Genomic DNA, 17,556 nt, shown 5'->3' with positions numbered 1-17,556 from the left:
TTAGGGGTATGAATTAGGAGGAATTTATTATGCCAAGACACATAGGAGATAATAGTTTTAGTGCGGAAGTTTTAGATCAAAAAGGAGTAGTTTTAGTTGACTTTTTTGCAACTTGGTGTGGGCCTTGCAAAATGATAGCCCCTGTTTTAGAAGAATTAGAAACTGAAATGGAAGATGTTAAATTTGTTAAAATAGATGTTGATGAAAGCCCAGAAGTAGCTAATAAGTATCAAATACAAAGTATACCAACTTTAAAAGTATTTAAAGACGGAAAAGATGTTGATATGGTTGTAGGATTTTTACCAAAAGATCAAATAAAAGCTTTAATAGAAAAGCATATATAAGAGAATTTCTATGGATAGTAGATATGATATTGCTATAGTAGGAAGTGGTCCCGCAGGATTATCAGCAGCATTAAATGCAAAGATTAGAAATAAATCATTTATAATTTTTGGGAATAATAATCTTAGTGATAAAATAGAAAAGGCTCCCAAAGTTAATAATTATTTAGGGTTTACTTCAGGTACAGGAAAAAATCTTCTAGAAAGCTTTCAAAACCATATAAATAAGATGGGTATAGAAATTGTAAATGAGAGAATAAATACCATATATTCTATGGGAGATTATTTTACTTTAATGGTTAACCAAAAGATGTATGAAGCTAAAACAGTTATATTAGCAACTGGAGTAGAATATACAAAACCATTAAAAGGAGAAGAAGAGTTTATAGGAAAAGGTGTAGGATACTGCGCAACATGCGATGCACCTCTTTATAAAGGTAAGAGAGTAACTATAATCAGTTATAACGAGGCTGGAGAAGAAGAAGCAAACTTTGTAAGTGAGTTAGCAGGTGAAGTGTTCTTTGTTCCAATGTATAAAGGTGATTATAAGTTAAATGACAGTATAAATGTAATAAAAGAGACACCGATTGAAATTATAGGTGAGTCTAAAGTTTCTAAAGTCTTGTTTAAAAATGGAGAAGAGTTAGAAACGGATGGTGTGTTTTTATTAAAAAACGCTGTTCCACCAACTCAATTAGTACCAGGACTTGAGATTGAAGATGGTCATATAAAAGTAGACAGATTAATGAAAACAAATATTAAAGGATGTTTTGCAGCAGGAGATTGTATTGGTACGCCGTATCAGTATATAAAATCTGCTGGAGAAGGAAATGTTGCAGCACTTAGTGCAGCGTCATACTTAGGATAAGTGTCAGAATTTCTGGCACTTTTTTTGTTGACAAGTATATAATAAGGAGTATAATATTATTTTATAATGCTATTTGAAAGGGGGAGCAAGTAATGATGGATTATAGAGAAGAATTTATCACAAAAATTAAACAAGCTGCTAGTGATAAGTACAATAGAAGAGATCTTTCAGAATTAAATTTTGAAGAGTTAAAAAAATTATCAGAAGAATTATCTTCAAAATAAGAAAGGGATAACACATGTTTATAGAACAGATGTAGAAAAGAGTAGTTAGATTGTAAATATAACTACTCTTTTTGTTTTTAAATTAAAAAAGAGTTATTTTTTAAGAATTAGTAGAATGTATTTTTATAGATTGATAATAAATAGGATATTAATATAAATAAAAAAAGCAAGGTTAAATAACCTTACTTTTAAATATATAAATTATCTTCTTTTTGTAGCTACTTCAACATTAACTCTTCTACCGTTAAGTTTAATTCCTGAACATTTCTCAACAACCTTCTTTTGTACATCAGGATCTACTGAAACAAATGAGAAGTTTTCAAGTATATCTATTTTATTAATTTTTGATCCGTTTATTTTAGCTCTATCAGCAATAAACTTTACAAAAGTTTTTGGTGATAACTTATCTCTTTTACCTATTGAGAAGAATAGTCTAACATCTTCAGATTTTGGAGCAGTTAGAGCATTTTCTTTATAGTCAAATGACATTTCATTATCAAATTGCATTTTAAGTAATGCAGCTATAGCATCAACTGGTTCAAAGTTTTCAGCGATACTTTCAGCAAGAGGTAGATACTTCTTAAATGCTTTCTTTTCAAGTACTTCTTCTATGCTTGAGTACTTATCTTGAAGTTTCTTTTCAAGAATTTCATCTACTGTAGGTATTTTAGCTTTTTCTATATTACCTTTAGTAACTTTCTTGATTTCTCTCATCATTCCATTTTCTCTTGGAGTAACGAATGAGTAAGCAGTACCTTCTCTGTTAGCTCTTCCTGTTCTTCCGATTCTGTGAACATAACTTTCAACATCTTGAGTTAAATCGTAGTTTATAACGTGAGTAACACCTTCAACGTCAATTCCTCTTGCAGCAACATCAGTTGCAACTAAGAAGTTTAATGAACCTTCTTTAAATCTCTTTAAAGTCTTCATTCTATGAACTTGAGACATATCACCGTGCATACCTTCAACAACATAGTTTTTGCTTTGCATGTCTTGAACTAATTCATCTACGCCCTTTTTAGTTCTACAGAATACTATAGCTATTTCTGGATTATCAAAATCTAGAACTCTACATAATGCTTCAAATTTATTCTTATGATTAACTTCAAAGAATTTTTGTTCGATTTTAGATACTGTCATAGCTACCTTTTTAATTTCGATATGCTTAGCATCCTTTTTCATATACTTATTAGCTAATCTTTTGATTTGAGGTGGCATTGTAGCAGAGAATAAAAGTGTTTGACGACTCTCAGGTAATTCATTTATAACGCTCTCTATATCATCTATAAATCCCATATTTAACATTTCATCAGCTTCATCTAATACTAAATAGTTAGCTTTGTTTAGGTTAAGTTTTTTTCTTCTGATTAAGTCAAGAACTCTACCAGGTGTTCCAACAACTATATCAACATGTTGGTTTAAAGCCTTTATTTGTTTAGTGATTGAATCTCCGCCATATACAGGTAATACTTGTAATTTTTCGTACTTAGTAAGCTTTTTAAACTCCTCATAAACTTGGATTGCAAGCTCTCTTGTAGGAGTAAGTATTAATGCACCAACATTATTTGATCTTTCGAAAGTATTAAGTATTGAACAACCAAAAGCAGCAGTTTTTCCAGTTCCTGTTTGTGCTTGCCCGATTAAATCATAACCTTCTGTAGCTAATGGTATACTTTGTGCTTGTATCGCTGATGGTGCTTCATATCCTAAATCAGTTATCGCCTTTAGGATATTTTCTCTTAAGTTTAAATCTTCAAATTTTATATTATTCATTCAAATTTCCCTTCATATATATATTTATTATATATTTGTTATATATTTGTTATATATTTGTTATATATTTGTACCGTACATTCTATAATTAATTATCAACTTATTAATTATAGCTTATAGAATAGGTAATTGTAAAGGAGGATTAAAACATTTAGTGAAGTAATCTATTACATATGGAGGATATTTGTAGAATAAATTAAAAATATAGAAAAAATGAATATTTACTAGAAAAAATAAATGACTATTGACTAAGAAATATAAAATTTGTATTCTTATAAATAGACAATTTTGTTATTATGAATAAATATTGTGGAAAAGTAAATTTAAAGGATAGGTGAGACATGTTGATAGTTGTTGGCGGAATGATAGGACTTGGAAAGAGCTCAGTTGCAAAAATACTTGGAGAACATTTTAATTCAGAGGTTTTTTATGAAAGTGTAGATGATAATCCAATATTACCTTTATTCTATAGTGAAACAGAAGAAGAAATAAATAAGAAAAGATATCCATTCTTATTACAATTATATTTTTTAAATACAAGATTTAAAAGTATAAAGGAAGCTTTAGTACATAATAATAATGTATTAGATAGATCAATTTATGAAGATTGGTATTTTGCAAAAAAGAATATGGAACTTGGCAGAATATCAGAGCTTGAAATGTCCATATATGAAAATCTATTAAATAATATGATGGAAGAACTTGAGGAGTTGCCAAAGAAGGCACCAGATATAATGGTTTATTTAAAAGGATCATTTGAAACAGTATTAGAAAGAATTAAACTTAGAGGTAGAGAGTTTGAAATAGATGATGATCTAAGAGAGTATTACGAATTTTTATGGAAAGATTATGATGCTTGGGTAGATAATCATTATAAAGCATCAGATGTACTAATAATCGATATGGATAAAATGGATGTAGTAAATAATGAATCTGACAAAGAAGAATTAGTAAGATTAGTACAAGCTAAAGTGAAAGAAGTTAGAGAAAAAGGAGATATTGTATAATATTAGTACAAGCTAAAATAAAAGAAGTTAAATAAGAAGAAAAAATGGTATAATAACGTAAAATTATTTTATAAAGGGAGATGTGGAATATGGGTTTATTAGGTGGAATATTGGGAAATGCTTCAGAAGTTTCAAGAGATTCTGTTATTAAGGATTTTGGTAAATTAATTGCAAGTGGAGAAAGTATTGAAAAAGCATACAAGCTTATAAGAGATACATTTATCTTTACAGATAAAAGGCTTATAATGGTAGATGTTCAAGGTGCTACAGGAAAGAAGGTAGAATATCATAGTATACCTTATAAAAGTATAACTCATTTTTCAGTAGAATCGTCAGGACATTTTGATTTAGATTCAGAACTTAAAATATGGATTTCAGGTACAGCACAGCCTATACAAAAGCAATTTACTAAAGGCGTAGATATATATGAAATACAAGCTATTTTAGCACAAGCAGTTTGTAGATAGAAAAAAGATGGTGATATATTTATCACCATCTTTTAATTTTATCTAAAAGAATTTACAGATGCATCTGATGGCATTCTAAGATCACCACGAGGACTTAAGGATATTGTTCCAACTTTAGGACCATCAGGAAGGGCACTTCTTTTAAATTGTTGAGAGAAGAATCTCCATAAGAATTTATCTAACCATTTTTCTATTGTTTCTTTTGAATAATCACCTTTAAATGCATGTTCTGCTAGGAAGAGAATTCTTTCCTTTGAAGAACCATGTTTCATAAAGTGATATAAGAAGAAATCATGTAATTCATATGGACCAACTATATCTTCTGTCTTTTGAGTTATCTCACCAGTAGTTTCGTCCTTTGGAAGAAGTTCAGGACTTACTGGAGTATCTAATATATCAAGTAAAGTATCTTTTACTATTTTAGTAGATTCATGTTGAGCTACATAATTTACTAGATATCTAACAAGGGTTTTGGGTATTGAAGGGTTAACAGAGTACATAGACATATGATCTCCATTATAAGTGCACCACCCAAGGGCAAGCTCAGATAAGTCTCCAGTACCAACTAAGATACCGCCTTCTTTATTTGCTATATCCATAAGAATTTGCGTTCTTTCTCTTGCTTGAACATTTTCATAAGTAACATCATGTATATCTTTATCATGGCCAATATCTTCAAAATGTTGAAGAGCTGAATTTACTATATTTATTTCTCTTAAATCACAACCAAGTTCTTTGCAAAGAGTTAATGCATTATTATATGTTCTATCTGTTGTGCCAAATCCTGGCATAGTGATTGTAATTATATTTTTATTATCAATATTTAAAAGCTTATAAGTCTTAACTATTACAAGTAAAGCTAATGTAGAGTCGAGACCACCTGATATTCCTATAACAGTTTTATTAAGATTTACATGTTCAAGTCTCTTAGCTAGTGCTGAAGCTTGTATATTAAATATCTCTTTACACCTTGCTTCCATTTCACTTTCTTTTGAAGGTACAAAAGGATGCTTATCTATGTATCTATCAAAAGAATTATTTTCTACATTATCAAAATCAAAATCTATTATCCTCACATTAAAAGGTGCAAATTTTGATGCATCTCTAAAACTTAAGTTTTTCATTCTTTCAGCTTTTAATCTAAAAGTATCAATGTCTGCATATATAACTTCATTTTCTCTTTGGAATCTTTCATTTTCTTTTAATATAGTTCCATTCTCACTAATTAATAAGTGTCCACTAAATAAAAGATCTGTTGATGATTCATGAACTCCAGCAGATGAATATATATATGCACAAATTGAACGAGCACTTTGATTAGATATTAAACTTTTTCTGTAATCTGCTTTTGAAACAAGTTCATTTGATGCAGATAGATTAAATATAATATTTGCTCCAAGAAGTGACAGGTAAGAACTTGGGGGTATAGTTACCCAAAGATCTTCACAAATCTCAGTTCCAAATGTGAAGTTATCAGATGAGAAGATTAAATCTGTTCCAAATGGAATATCTCTTTGGAATGGAAGGTCAACTTTTTGATTAATAATTCCTATACCTTCAGAAAACCATCTTTTTTCATAGAATTCACTATAATTAGGTATATATGATTTTGGAACTATTCCAAGAATTTTTCCTTTAAATAGAATGAAAGCGCAGTTATATAAAATGCATCCTTTTAAAAGAGGCGCTCCAACTGCAATTATCATATCAGTACTTGATGTTTCAAGCATTATTGATACTAAACCTTTTAAGGACTCATTTATTAACCTATCTTGAAGAAAAAGATCACCACAAGTATATGAAGTTATACATAACTCAGGGAAAACGATAGCTTTAGCCTCTTTATCTTTAGCTTCTTTAATACATTTTAGAATTTCACTTACATTATATTCAATATCAGCCACTTTCGTTTTAGGACAGGCTGATGCAACTTTTATAAAATCCATATTTATCATCTCCATTAAATAGTATGTCGTAATTAGTATTACTAGTTTATATCCTATATATAACAATAATAAGATGAAAATATTAGAAAATCAATGAAAACAAGAGAAAAGATTATAAAAGCGTTATTAAAAGTTATCTAATAACCTTTAAAGAGGTTATTAAGAAATTGTAAAAAGATAATTATAAAGATATAATTAAATTATAAAGTTTAAGTATCATTACACATTTTAATGATATAATGGTAATATGTAGTAAAATAAAAGGAGGGTAAAGAAATGCTTTTAACACTACTTTGGATTATAGTTGCTATAGTAATGGTAGGTATTGATTTGGCTACTAGTGCATTCTTATTTTCTTGGATTGGACTTGGAGCAATAGTAGCTATGTTTGCAAATTTATTTGCATTAAGTTTTTTAGTACAAGTTATAATATTCGGTATTGTAAGTTTAATTGCAATTGGAATAGGGTATCCTTGGGCAAGGAAAAAGTTTAAAGCTAGTATAAGAACAACTCCATTAATGGAAGAAACTTATATAGGTATGATATTTGATGCAGAGGAAAGAATAGAAGATGTAGCAAGAATAAAAGTTTCTGGAATATATTGGGCTGCGGTTAATGAAGGTGAGATAATTAGAAAAGGTGATAAATTTATTATCACAGGAATACAAGGTAATAAATTTACAATAAATAAATATAAAGGGGAGGAATAATAATGGTAGGACTTATAATTGCAATAGTACTAATAGTACTAATATTAATTATTATTTTATCATCAATAAAAATCGTTAATACAGGATATCTGTATGTAGTAGAAAGGTTTGGACAATTCCATAGGGTATTAGAACCAGGATGGCATGTAACAATTCCATTTGCTGATTTTGTAAGAAGAAAGGTTTCTACAAAACAACAAATAATTGATGTACCACCACAAACTGTTATAACTAAGGATAACGTTAATATATCAGTAGATAACGTTATATTCTACAAGCTTTTAAATGCTCAAGATGCAGTGTACAATATCGAAGACTTTAGATCAGGTATAGTATATTCAGCAACAACTAACATAAGAAATATAATAGGTAATATGACTTTAGATGAGGTTTTATCAGGAAGAGATAAGATAAATCAAGAATTGCTTATTATAATTGATGAAATAACAGATGCATATGGAATAAAGATACTTTCAGTAGAAATTAAAAATATAATTCCACCAGCTGAAATACAAAATGCAATGGAAAAGCAAATGAAAGCAGAAAGAGATAAGAGAGCTATGATTCTTCAAGCAGAAGGAGGAAGGCAATCTCAAATTGAAAAAGCTGAAGGAGAAAAGCAAGCTAGAATATTAGAAGCAGAAGCTCAAAAAGAAGCTCAAATTAGAAAAGCAGAGGGGTTAAAAGAATCTCAACTTTTAGAAGCGGAAGGTAAAGCTAAAGCAATAGAAGCTATAGCGATTGCTGAATCAGAAGCTGTAAGAATGATAAATGCAGCAATTATAGAGTCAGGTACTGATGAGAGAGTTATTGCATTAAAGCAAGTTGAAGCTTTAAAAGAAATGGCTACAAACCCTGCAAATAAATTAATATTACCAAATGAAACATTATCATCACTTGGAAGTATTGCAGCAATTGGGGAAATGTTAAAAGATAGCAAAAATTAGAAAAAACCTCTAGGGAATTAATTCTCTAGAGGTTTTTTATATTAACATTGTGTAAATGTTTCTGAATAGGGTTGAAAACTTGGGAAATAAAATAATAATATAAGTATATATTATCAAATATAAGTATGTCTTATAATAATATAAGGATAGCTTATAATAGGGAGGTTATATGAGGAAGAAAATAGTTTGCAGTTTATTTGTGGTAATATTAGCTATGATGTTTACTGGTTGCACAGGAGATAATAAGATAGAATCAAAAAGTTCTTCTGAGAATAGTAATGAGATAAAAGATTCAGGTAAGAATGTTTCTTTAAATATAGATCTATCTGGAGTAGATGATGTGAAGAAGAGTGCAAGTGGAATGGATGAGTTAATAGAAGGATATAAGAACATTGAAAGTGGTTTAAATAAAAATAAAGAAAATATAGAAGATAAATTAAAGAATAATAATAAATCTGTAAAGAATAATACTGTTCTTGGACATGAAGATAAAGTTACAGGAACATTAAAAGAATTGCTTAATAAATAAAAAGAAAACTTCAAGTTTTTATTTTCTTGAAGTTTTCTTTTTTATTTATTGACTTCATTACTTTAACGTGATAAAGTAATGAAGTGAGGAGGGATATAAATGAGAAAGACAGTACTTAATTTATTAATTTGGATTTTAGTTATTATTATTGGTTTTGGATTAGTACATATTCTAAATCAAAATAACAAAAAGAAAGATGAAAATGTACTTATAGTAGGTTATGATGATACATTTGTACCTATGGGATTTATAAATAATGATGGACAGGTAGTAGGTTTTGATATAGATTTAGCAAAAGCAGTAGGAAAAGAGATACATAAAGAGATAAAATTTCAGCCAATAGATTGGACAATGAAAGAAACAGAACTTAGAAATGGCGATATAGATTTAATTTGGAATGGATACTCAGTTACAAAGGAGAGAGAAGAACAAGTGGATTTTTCAAATCCTTATATTAGTGATCGTCAAGTAATAATAGTTAGATCTAATTCAAATATAAAAGATAAAAATGATTTTAAAGATAAAAAAATAGGAGTTCAAGCAGCATCAAGTGCTTCAGATGCAGTAATGAAGGATTCAGGATTTGTAAAATCTCTAAGCGGAGGTAACTTTATATCATATCAATCTAATAATGATGCATTAATGGATTTAGATGCAGGAAGAATAGATGGGGTAGTAGCAGATGAAGTTCTTGCAAGGTATTATATGAACGCACGTGGTACTGATAAGTATAAAGTTTTAAATGATAATTTTGGTAGCGAAGACTTTGCTGTAGGGATTAAAAAAGGAAATGAAAAATTAAAAGATGAGATAAATTTAGGGTTAAAAGAAGTAATAAGTGATGGAATAGCAAAGAAAATATCAGAGAAGTGGTTTGGAAAAGATATCGTAATTAAGGAAGGAGAATAATGATGAATTTTGAAATGTTAATAGATCAATTAATGGGTGGTCTTAAGATTACTCTTTCAGTATTTATATTAACCTTAATACTTTCTATACCTATTGGAATTATAGTTGCTATATTAAGGGTTAAAGGAAATAAATTAACTAAGAGAATTGTAGATTTGTATATCTTAATTATGAGGGGAACACCATTATTATTACAAATAATATTTATATTCTTTGGATTGCCTTTAGTTGGAGTTAGATTTGGAAGATTTACTGCTGCAATAGTGGCATTTGTATTAAATTATGGTGCATATTTTGCAGAAATATTTAGAGCTGGTATTGAAGGTGTTGATGATGGACAATTAGAAGCTTGTGAAATGCTTGGTCTTTCAGAATTTGATGTTTACATTAGAGTAATTCTTCCACAAGCTTTTAAGAAGGTGATTCCTCCAATTGGAAATGAAGTAATAAGCTTAATTAAAGATACAGCTCTTGTGTATATAGTAGGATTACAAGATATATTAATGGTCGGTAAAATAGCTACTAATAGAGAAGCATCATTATTTCCACTAGTTATAGTTGGAATTTTATATCTTATATTAGTTATAGTATTAACTAACGTATTTAAAAAATTAGAAAAGAAATATAATTACTATAAATAGGAGGGAACTATATGTTAGAGGTTAAAGGAATTAAAAAGAGTTTTGGGAAAAATGATGTATTTAAAGATTTAGATTTAGTAATAGATAAAGGGGAAACTGTTGTAGTTGTTGGAAGATCTGGAGAAGGTAAGACTACATTATTAAGATGTATAACAGGTCTTGAAAAATGTGATGATGGACTTATAAAGATAAATAATAAGGTATTTTGCAAAAATGGTGTATATGTAGATGGTAAAGCATTAAAGGAAGTTAGAAAAGATATAGGGGTTGTATTTCAAAATTTTAATTTATTCCCTCACATGACTGTTTTAGAAAATATAATTGAAGCACCTATAAGAGTTTTAAAGGAGAGTAAGGGGAGTGCAATAAAAAAGGCAAGAGAAATATTAAAAAGTCTTTCAATGGAAGATAAAGAAAACAATTATCCTTTCGAATTATCAGGTGGACAAAAACAAAGAGTTGCTATAGCAAGAGCTCTTGCTATGGAACCAAAAGTTCTATGTTTTGATGAACCCACATCAGCACTTGACCCTAAAACAACAATAGAGGTTGGAGAAATTATAAAAAAACTGAATGAAGAAGGAATAACAATAATGATAATAACCCATGATATTAGTTTTGCAAATATGGTTGCAAAAAGAGTGTTAAAGATGGAAGATGGTAGGCTTCAATAGTAATTCTATTGGAGCTTTTTTGAGTAAAAAATAAATCTGAGTAAAATGATAAGAATTTACCTAAAACATATTGACTTTGGTTATTAAATGAGGTATATTATTAACAAATAAAGATTATCGATTGGAAAGAGGAGAGAAATTATGAAAATTAATATAATATATCATTCATCAACAGGAAACACAGAAGAAATGGCAAACTTAATTGCAAAGGGTGCAAGAGAAGAAGGGGCAGAAGTAAACTTAATGACAATGGACGGAGCATCAATAGATGATGTTAAAAACTGTGATGTTGTACTACTTGGATCACCAGCAATGGGAGCTGAAAATTTAGAAGAAACAGAAGTAGAACCATTTGTTGAGTCAATAGAAGGAGATGTTTCAGGGAAGAAGATGATTTTATTTGGATCATTTGGATGGGGTGGTGGAGCCTTCATGACAGAATGGGAAGATAGAATGTTAGATGCGGGAGCAGAACTTTTAGAAAGAGAAGTTGTAGTTAAAGAGTTACCAGAAGGCGAAGATGCGGACAAACTAGTTGATTTAGGTAAGAGAATCGCAAAATAATAATAAAATAGTAGCACATAACTAAGACACCTTTATAGTTAATATAAGGGTGTCTTTTGTATTTTATTAGATATATAATTAATAAATTTCTAAATATGACCTTGACAAGTTTTTGAAATAATAATATACTATCAACAAGTAATGATAATCAATATCAATTGAATGAGAGAGGATGATATTTATGAAAATTAATATTATTTATTGGACAGGATCAGGAAATACTGAAGAAATGGCAAACTTAATTGCAAAGGGAGCAAGGGAAGAAGGAGCGGAAGTAAACATAAAAACTGTCGATGGGGCATCAATTGATGATGTGAAAAATTGCGATGTTGTTATGCTTGGATCACCAGCTATGGGAGCGGAAGTTATAGAAGAATGTGAAATGGAACCATTCGTTGAATCAATAGCAGGGGAAGTCTCAGGAAAGAGCATGGTTTTATTTGGATCCTATGGATGGGGAACTGGAGAATGGATGACAGCATGGGAAGATAGAATGTTAGATGCAGGAGCTGATCTTTTGGAAAGAGAAGTAATAGCAAATGAATTTCCAGAAGGAGAAGCTGCGAATAAATTAATTGATATTGGTAAAAATATAGCTAAAAGATAATTAAGGAGTGTTGAAGATGGAGATAAAAATTAAGCAGTTTATGAGTAAATTAAAGGATATGAATAATATTGAATATTTTGATAAATATATGTTATTTTTATTAGCACCAGTAGTTGGTGGCTTAAAGCCATCTTCAACAATAACTTTAAAAAAGGATAGCAAAGAATATCTTGTATGGAATAATTATAAAGAAACATTTTTAAATAAGATAGGGTTAAAGCATGTAGTACTAAGGGAAGACGACAAAGCAATAATTTTACTAATATATTCAGAGAAAAATTTGGAAAAATTTATAAATAATAAAGAAACAAAAGAATTTTTATTAAAGCTTGAATATAATCTTCAAGATAATTTAGGTAGTATTTTAGATAAATTAGTACAAAGATATAATAGATTCCATTGTCCTCATGAACTTGGAGTGTTTTTAGGAATTCCTCTAGAAGATGTTATAGATTTTATGGAGTGTACTACTAAAAAATGTTTATTATGTGGTTATTGGAAAGTATTCAATAATTCTGATGATGCATTAGAGATATTTAATAATTATAATAGATCTAAAGAATTGGTTTTAGATAGTGTGATTTTTGATGTGAAGTCAGAGGAAATAATTTTATCACTACAGAATGAATTTAAAATAGTAAGTTAAAGGAGCTATAATACAGCTCTTTTTTTATTAACACAATATTATTAATCAGTTAATAAAAAATTAAAAAAATAATAATGAATAAATAAGTTATTTAAAGTATTCTATAAATAATGATAGTATTTTAAATATAATTAATTTTTAATTGAAAAAATGGCTTATATATAAAGATTATAGCTTAAGAGTTACTTTCTAATAAATTAAATAAGATATATAATAAGAGGTAGACTTTAATTAAGGGGGAAGTATGATGGAAGAAAGAAAAGAAGGCGTTAGTGATATTTTTCCCCATAGAAATAATTTAAAAATTAGATTAATATGGGAATCAGCACTTATAGGACTAATAACAGGATTAGTTGTTGTTGCAAATAGAGTGTTAGTTGAAAAATTATCACCTTTGCTTAGTAATTTTTACACTTATTCAAAAGGTCATCCATTAACAATATTATTAGTTTTTGTGATACTTGGAGCAATGGGATTTTTTGTTGGATGTTTGGTAAAAAGTGATCCTATGATTTCAGGTAGTGGTATACCTCAAGTTGAGGGCATACTTATGAAAAGGCTTGATGCTAACTGGTTAAGAGTTTTAGTATACAAATTTGTAGGTGGAACTATGGCGCTAGTTGCGGGGCTATCTGTAGGACGTGAAGGTCCATCAGTACAGATGGGAGCTTCTGTAGGGCAAGGTTTCTCAAAGGTATGTAAAAGATTAAATATTGAAGATAAATTCTTAATAACAAGTGGTGCTAGTGCGGGTCTTGCAGCAGCATTTAATGCACCTTTATCAGGTGTTATTTTTGCATTAGAAGAAGTTCACAAAAACTTTTCTCCACTAGTGCTTTTATCTGCTATGTCAGCTTCAATTGCAGCAGATTTTATGTGTAAGAATTTTTTAGGACTTGGACCAGCACTTGGCTTTTCGAATGTTGATGTATTTCCACTTAAATATTATTGGGCTTTAATACTTCTTGGAGTTTTAGTAGGTATCACTGGAGTAGCTTTTAGCAAAGGGATATTAAAGACTCAAGATATATATGCAAAATTTACAAAGGTTCCAGTACAAGTTAAGGTTATGATACCATTCTTGTGTGCAGGATTAGTTGGACTTACAGCACCTATTCTATTAGGGGGAGGACACTCTCTTATTATGAGTTTAGTTGATGGTGGATTTACAATAAAGGTATTATTAGTATTTTTAATAGTTAAATATTTATTTACATTTATAAGTTTTGGATCAAATGCACCAGGAGGTATATTCTTTCCATTACTTGTATTAGGAGCTATAGTTGGAAATATCTTTGGAGTTATTGTTTGCAAAACAGCTAATATTCCTATGATATATGTGATTAATTTTATAATATTTGCAATGGCAGGTCACTTTGCATCAATAGTAAAAGCACCGATTACAGGAATTATTTTAATTACTGAAATGTCAGGGTCTTTTGAACATTTACTTGCGCTTACTATAGTAGTAATTGTTTCATACGTTACATCAGACATTCTAAAATCAGAACCAATATATGAAAGTTTATTAGAGAAGAGACTTAAAAATTGTGATGGTTCAGAGTGTGAAAGTGATTGTACAGCATATGTTAAGAAAACACTTTTAGAATTATCTGTATTTATGGGCAGTGAAGTTGAAGGGAAGTTAATCAAGAATATAAATTGGCCAAAAGAATGTCTTTTAGTTGCTATTAAAAGAGGTGGAAAAGAGATAATTCCAAAAGGCGGTACAGAAATAATATCAGGAGATCTGTTGGTGGTTCTTGTAGATGAGGATAAAGCGGCAGATGCATTATCAAAATTACAAACATTATCTTCAAAAATAGAGATAAAACAAGAATTATAATATAATATTTTGGATATACTAAAAGGGCTAGGAGAGTTTTCCTAGCCCTTTTAGTATGAATCGAATAAAAAAGGTGTGATTAAATGGCTATTTTAGTAGATGTGAATAATATCAAAGATAAAAATAAAGAGAACAATAAATTTGAATTAAATAAATTCGTATCTGTTATAGCATTTATAATAAGTATATTTATTGTAAATTTGATTCTTGAAATTATAGATACTATTATTGATATATCTGGTTTTTTTGGTGAGTTTTATGATCTAGTAACAATATTATTAGCATTATTACTAACATACATTTATTTGAGGAGAAAATATATAAGTAAAAAGCATGACGATAAAGAATTCATTAATCCAAATAAAAATAGTGATAAAAATTTAAGTGAAGTAGTACCTGAAGTGCTAAGTAATTTAGATAATAATAATTATATATTAAAAAATTTTAGCTTTAATAGTAAAAAGGACATAAATCATATTGATACACTTGTGGTAAATAAATCAGGTGTTTTTGTAATATATATAAGGTACGATAAAGGAAGAATTAATGGAAATGCAAAGGAAAATAAATGGATATTATCTAATGGCAATGAGGATAAAAAGATAAATAATCCAATAATCGTAGTAAATAGGCAAAAGGAGAGATTAAAGGAATATTTAATAGAATTAGGATACAATATAGATGTAAAATCAATAATATATTATGTAGATAATGATTTAGAGTTGAATGTAAGATATAGTCTATCAGATGTTTACATATTTAATAAGATATCTAAAGATAATCTTATAGAGTATATAGAGTCCTATAAAGGTGAAATAAAAATGAGTTCTGAGGACTTAATAGATATAATTCTTAAAATAAAATAGAAAAATACTCTGAATATGGTATGCATATTCAGAGTGTTTTTTTATTTATTTTTTAATAAATCATTTAAAGCATCATATGAAAAATCTATTATTTCACCACAGCCAACCTTACTTCTTTTTAAGTCTACACATATTTCTGAATTATATTTCTCTCTTACTCTATTCATAAGGCTTCTAGAATATAATCTAGCATCATTTTTTTCTGAAGTATCACTTCTTCCCTTTATATATCCTATAATTAATACAGCAGCATTAACAGCACCACAAAGGCTACCAACTGTTATTCCTGTTCCCATTCCACTACCTAAAGAAATGGGGATATCTGTATTGTGTTCCTCATTATAGGATTTTATTATAGATTCAGCGCAAGTGTATCCTTGGCTATGATATTCTGATGGTTTTGTCATTATACATCTCTCCCTTAATAGGTCTTTTGCTTCATTAACTTAATATATATAATATCCAATAAATACACTTTTTTCTGTGACATTGTCACATATAAATGTTAATATTTAATTATAATAAATTATGGAGTTATTTTAATGATAAATAAAGAAAAATTATCTTACTTAAAAGAATTTTTACCATTTTTCAATGAATTATCTAAAGATGAATTAAGTAAGCTACTATCAATAAGTAAGGTGCAAAGCTATTCTAAAGGAGATTTAATAAACTCTAAGTATTCATCAAGTTGTTCTGGGATTATACTTGTTTTAGATGGACAACTTAGAAGTTTTATACATTCAACTTCTGGTAAAGAAATTACTATTTTTAGATTATTAAGCAGAGATTTTTGTCTACTGTCTGCAGCGTGTGCATTTAAAGATATATCTTGTGATGTAAGTATTGAAGTAGAAAAAGATTCATTAGCTTTAATTATAAATGGAACTTATTTTAAAAAATTATCTGATTCTAATACAGCTGTTCAAAAATTCTTGCTTGATTTAACACAGGATAAATTCTCAGAAGTAATGTGCTTAATTGAAGATATAGTTTTTCTAAGCTTTGATAAAAGACTTAGTAAATTTTTAATGAATGAATCATTTCTTCAAGATAATACTACTATAACTATAACTCATGATACTATTGCTAACAACTTAGGATCTGCAAGAGAAGTAGTTAGTCGTATGTTAAAAAAATTTGAGTCGGATAACATAATCAAAATTCATAGAGGTAAAATAGAGATAATAGATAGACTTAAGTTATATGACCTATCTAAATAAATTTTAGAGTATTCAATCTCAAAATTAAGTGTATAAAATATTAAAAGGACTTTTTCTTGTGTGAAAAAGTCCTTTTATCTACAGAGTGAAGATTAGATATACTAGTTTAGATTAAAATGGTATATCTGAATTTGAAACCAGCTCCAAATCGTCTTCTTTAGAATCTTTCTTAGTATTAAATCCTATAAATTCAAAGCTCTCTGCAATTATATCTGTATTGTAAATTGTATTTGATTCATCCTTATTAAAAGCACTTCTTTTAATATATCCAGTAATTCCAATTTTACTACCTTTTTTACCATATTCACAAAGAACTTCAGCACCTTTATCAAATATTATAAAAGGTATAAAATGAGTAGTTTTACCTATTCTATCATCTACAGCTAAAATACAACGAGAATATGGGAGTCCTTTATCTTTAGAATAATTAATTTCAGGATCTCTTATTAAATTTCCAACCAATAAAACTTTGTTCATAAAAAATCACTCCTTAGTGTTTTAATTCATTAAGGAGTATTATCATTTTTTATAATAAATATACGAACTAATGTTTGTATATTTAAAATTATCTTTTCTATTTTATCAGAAAGCAAATAAGGGGCTAATAAAATTTTTATGAAGATACTTATATGGTGTTGAAAATATAGTGAATATATGTTCAAAAAAATCAAAATAAAAGTATAAAATTTGATAAAATAAGAAAAATAAATATTGAATTAATAAAACTTGCAATTGTATTCTTGTAAAAATCAAATGTATCATAAGGG

The 17,556-nt window shown here is 28.5% G+C and carries 21 protein-coding genes; 17 read left to right on the top strand and 4 right to left on the bottom strand.

Annotated features, from left to right (window positions below):
* Positions 1-29 precede the first annotated feature (29 nt).
* The 3 genes from trxA to K5V21_RS19545 all read left to right on the top strand — a co-directional run bounded on the left by trxA (position 30) and on the right by K5V21_RS19545 (position 1,433).
* Positions 30-344, top strand: a complete 315-nt coding sequence (gene trxA / locus K5V21_RS13425) for a thioredoxin (protein WP_221861704.1) — start codon at positions 30-32, stop codon at positions 342-344.
* Positions 345-354: 10 nt separating this feature from the next.
* On the top strand, positions 355-1,209 hold the full coding sequence (locus K5V21_RS13420) for an NAD(P)/FAD-dependent oxidoreductase (protein WP_221861703.1): 855 nt from the start codon (positions 355-357) through the stop codon (positions 1,207-1,209).
* A 92-nt stretch (positions 1,210-1,301) separates the two neighbouring features.
* The gene (locus tag K5V21_RS19545) at positions 1,302-1,433 is read left to right on the top strand and encodes a hypothetical protein (RefSeq protein ID WP_279381509.1); all 132 of its coding nucleotides are present in this window, start codon (positions 1,302-1,304) and stop codon (positions 1,431-1,433) included.
* A 201-nt stretch (positions 1,434-1,634) separates the two neighbouring features.
* On the opposite strand, the gene K5V21_RS13415 is transcribed toward K5V21_RS19545, so the two are convergent.
* Positions 1,635-3,206 (bottom strand): DEAD/DEAH box helicase, encoded by a 1,572-nt coding sequence (locus K5V21_RS13415; RefSeq protein WP_221861702.1) that lies wholly within the window; start codon positions 3,204-3,206, stop codon positions 1,635-1,637.
* A gap of 341 nt (positions 3,207-3,547) precedes the next feature.
* On the opposite strand from K5V21_RS13415, the gene K5V21_RS13410 reads away from it, so the two are divergent.
* Together K5V21_RS13410 and K5V21_RS13405 are read left to right on the top strand one after the other, a co-directional pair.
* Positions 3,548-4,213 (top strand): deoxynucleoside kinase, encoded by a 666-nt coding sequence (locus K5V21_RS13410; RefSeq protein ID WP_221861701.1) that lies wholly within the window; start codon positions 3,548-3,550, stop codon positions 4,211-4,213.
* Positions 4,214-4,302: 89 nt separating this feature from the next.
* Complete coding sequence (locus K5V21_RS13405) at positions 4,303-4,680, top strand: PH domain-containing protein (RefSeq protein WP_221861700.1); 378 nt, start codon at positions 4,303-4,305, stop codon at positions 4,678-4,680.
* 38 nt (positions 4,681-4,718) lie between these two features.
* Here K5V21_RS13405 and K5V21_RS13400 read toward each other — a convergent pair whose 3' ends face one another.
* A complete protein-coding gene (locus K5V21_RS13400) occupies positions 4,719-6,626 on the bottom strand; it encodes an NAD(+) synthase (protein ID WP_221861699.1) in 1,908 nt (635 codons plus the stop codon).
* A gap of 276 nt (positions 6,627-6,902) precedes the next feature.
* Here K5V21_RS13400 and K5V21_RS13395 point away from each other — a divergent pair, with 276 nt between their 5' ends.
* The 11 genes from K5V21_RS13395 to K5V21_RS13345 all read left to right on the top strand — a co-directional run bounded on the left by K5V21_RS13395 (position 6,903) and on the right by K5V21_RS13345 (position 15,566).
* Complete coding sequence (locus tag K5V21_RS13395) at positions 6,903-7,337, top strand: NfeD family protein (protein ID WP_221861698.1); 435 nt, start codon at positions 6,903-6,905, stop codon at positions 7,335-7,337.
* Positions 7,338-7,339: 2 nt separating this feature from the next.
* Entirely contained in the window at positions 7,340-8,284 is a 945-nt protein-coding gene (locus tag K5V21_RS13390) for an SPFH domain-containing protein (RefSeq protein WP_221861697.1), read from the top strand.
* A 169-nt stretch (positions 8,285-8,453) separates the two neighbouring features.
* Complete coding sequence (locus K5V21_RS13385) at positions 8,454-8,813, top strand: hypothetical protein (RefSeq protein WP_221861696.1); 360 nt, start codon at positions 8,454-8,456, stop codon at positions 8,811-8,813.
* Between the two features lie 99 nt (positions 8,814-8,912).
* Positions 8,913-9,722, top strand: coding sequence for an amino acid ABC transporter substrate-binding protein (locus K5V21_RS13380; protein WP_221861695.1), 810 nt, complete (start codon positions 8,913-8,915; stop codon positions 9,720-9,722).
* 2 nt (positions 9,723-9,724) lie between these two features.
* Positions 9,725-10,363, top strand: coding sequence for an amino acid ABC transporter permease (locus K5V21_RS13375; protein ID WP_221861825.1), 639 nt, complete (start codon positions 9,725-9,727; stop codon positions 10,361-10,363).
* Positions 10,364-10,374: 11 nt separating this feature from the next.
* Entirely contained in the window at positions 10,375-11,037 is a 663-nt protein-coding gene (locus K5V21_RS13370; protein WP_221861694.1) for an amino acid ABC transporter ATP-binding protein, read from the top strand.
* A gap of 141 nt (positions 11,038-11,178) precedes the next feature.
* Positions 11,179-11,601, top strand: a complete 423-nt coding sequence (locus K5V21_RS13365) for a flavodoxin (RefSeq protein WP_221861693.1) — start codon at positions 11,179-11,181, stop codon at positions 11,599-11,601.
* A 181-nt stretch (positions 11,602-11,782) separates the two neighbouring features.
* Entirely contained in the window at positions 11,783-12,208 is a 426-nt protein-coding gene (locus K5V21_RS13360; RefSeq protein WP_221861692.1) for a flavodoxin, read from the top strand.
* A gap of 16 nt (positions 12,209-12,224) precedes the next feature.
* Positions 12,225-12,854, top strand: coding sequence for a DUF3793 family protein (locus K5V21_RS13355; RefSeq protein ID WP_221861691.1), 630 nt, complete (start codon positions 12,225-12,227; stop codon positions 12,852-12,854).
* Between the two features lie 247 nt (positions 12,855-13,101).
* Complete coding sequence (locus K5V21_RS13350; protein WP_221861824.1) at positions 13,102-14,700, top strand: ClC family H(+)/Cl(-) exchange transporter; 1,599 nt, start codon at positions 13,102-13,104, stop codon at positions 14,698-14,700.
* A gap of 83 nt (positions 14,701-14,783) precedes the next feature.
* Entirely contained in the window at positions 14,784-15,566 is a 783-nt protein-coding gene (locus K5V21_RS13345; RefSeq protein WP_221861690.1) for a nuclease-related domain-containing protein, read from the top strand.
* Between the two features lie 41 nt (positions 15,567-15,607).
* Here the strand turns inward: K5V21_RS13345 and K5V21_RS13340 are convergent, their stop codons facing one another.
* Positions 15,608-15,973, bottom strand: a complete 366-nt coding sequence (locus K5V21_RS13340) for a C-GCAxxG-C-C family (seleno)protein (protein ID WP_221861689.1) — start codon at positions 15,971-15,973, stop codon at positions 15,608-15,610.
* 135 nt (positions 15,974-16,108) lie between these two features.
* On the opposite strand from K5V21_RS13340, the gene K5V21_RS13335 reads away from it, so the two are divergent.
* On the top strand, positions 16,109-16,789 hold the full coding sequence (locus tag K5V21_RS13335; protein WP_221861688.1) for a Crp/Fnr family transcriptional regulator: 681 nt from the start codon (positions 16,109-16,111) through the stop codon (positions 16,787-16,789).
* A 111-nt stretch (positions 16,790-16,900) separates the two neighbouring features.
* On the opposite strand, the gene K5V21_RS13330 is transcribed toward K5V21_RS13335, so the two are convergent.
* Complete coding sequence (locus K5V21_RS13330; RefSeq protein ID WP_245000728.1) at positions 16,901-17,266, bottom strand: single-stranded DNA-binding protein; 366 nt, start codon at positions 17,264-17,266, stop codon at positions 16,901-16,903.
* Positions 17,267-17,556 lie beyond the last annotated feature (290 nt).

Origin of the sequence: Clostridium sardiniense (assembly GCF_019753795.1) — a bacterium.
Taxonomy (GTDB): domain Bacteria; phylum Bacillota; class Clostridia; order Clostridiales; family Clostridiaceae; genus Clostridium; species Clostridium sardiniense.
Note: the sequence above shows the minus strand (reverse complement) of the source record. Positions and strands in the feature narration are given on the sequence as shown.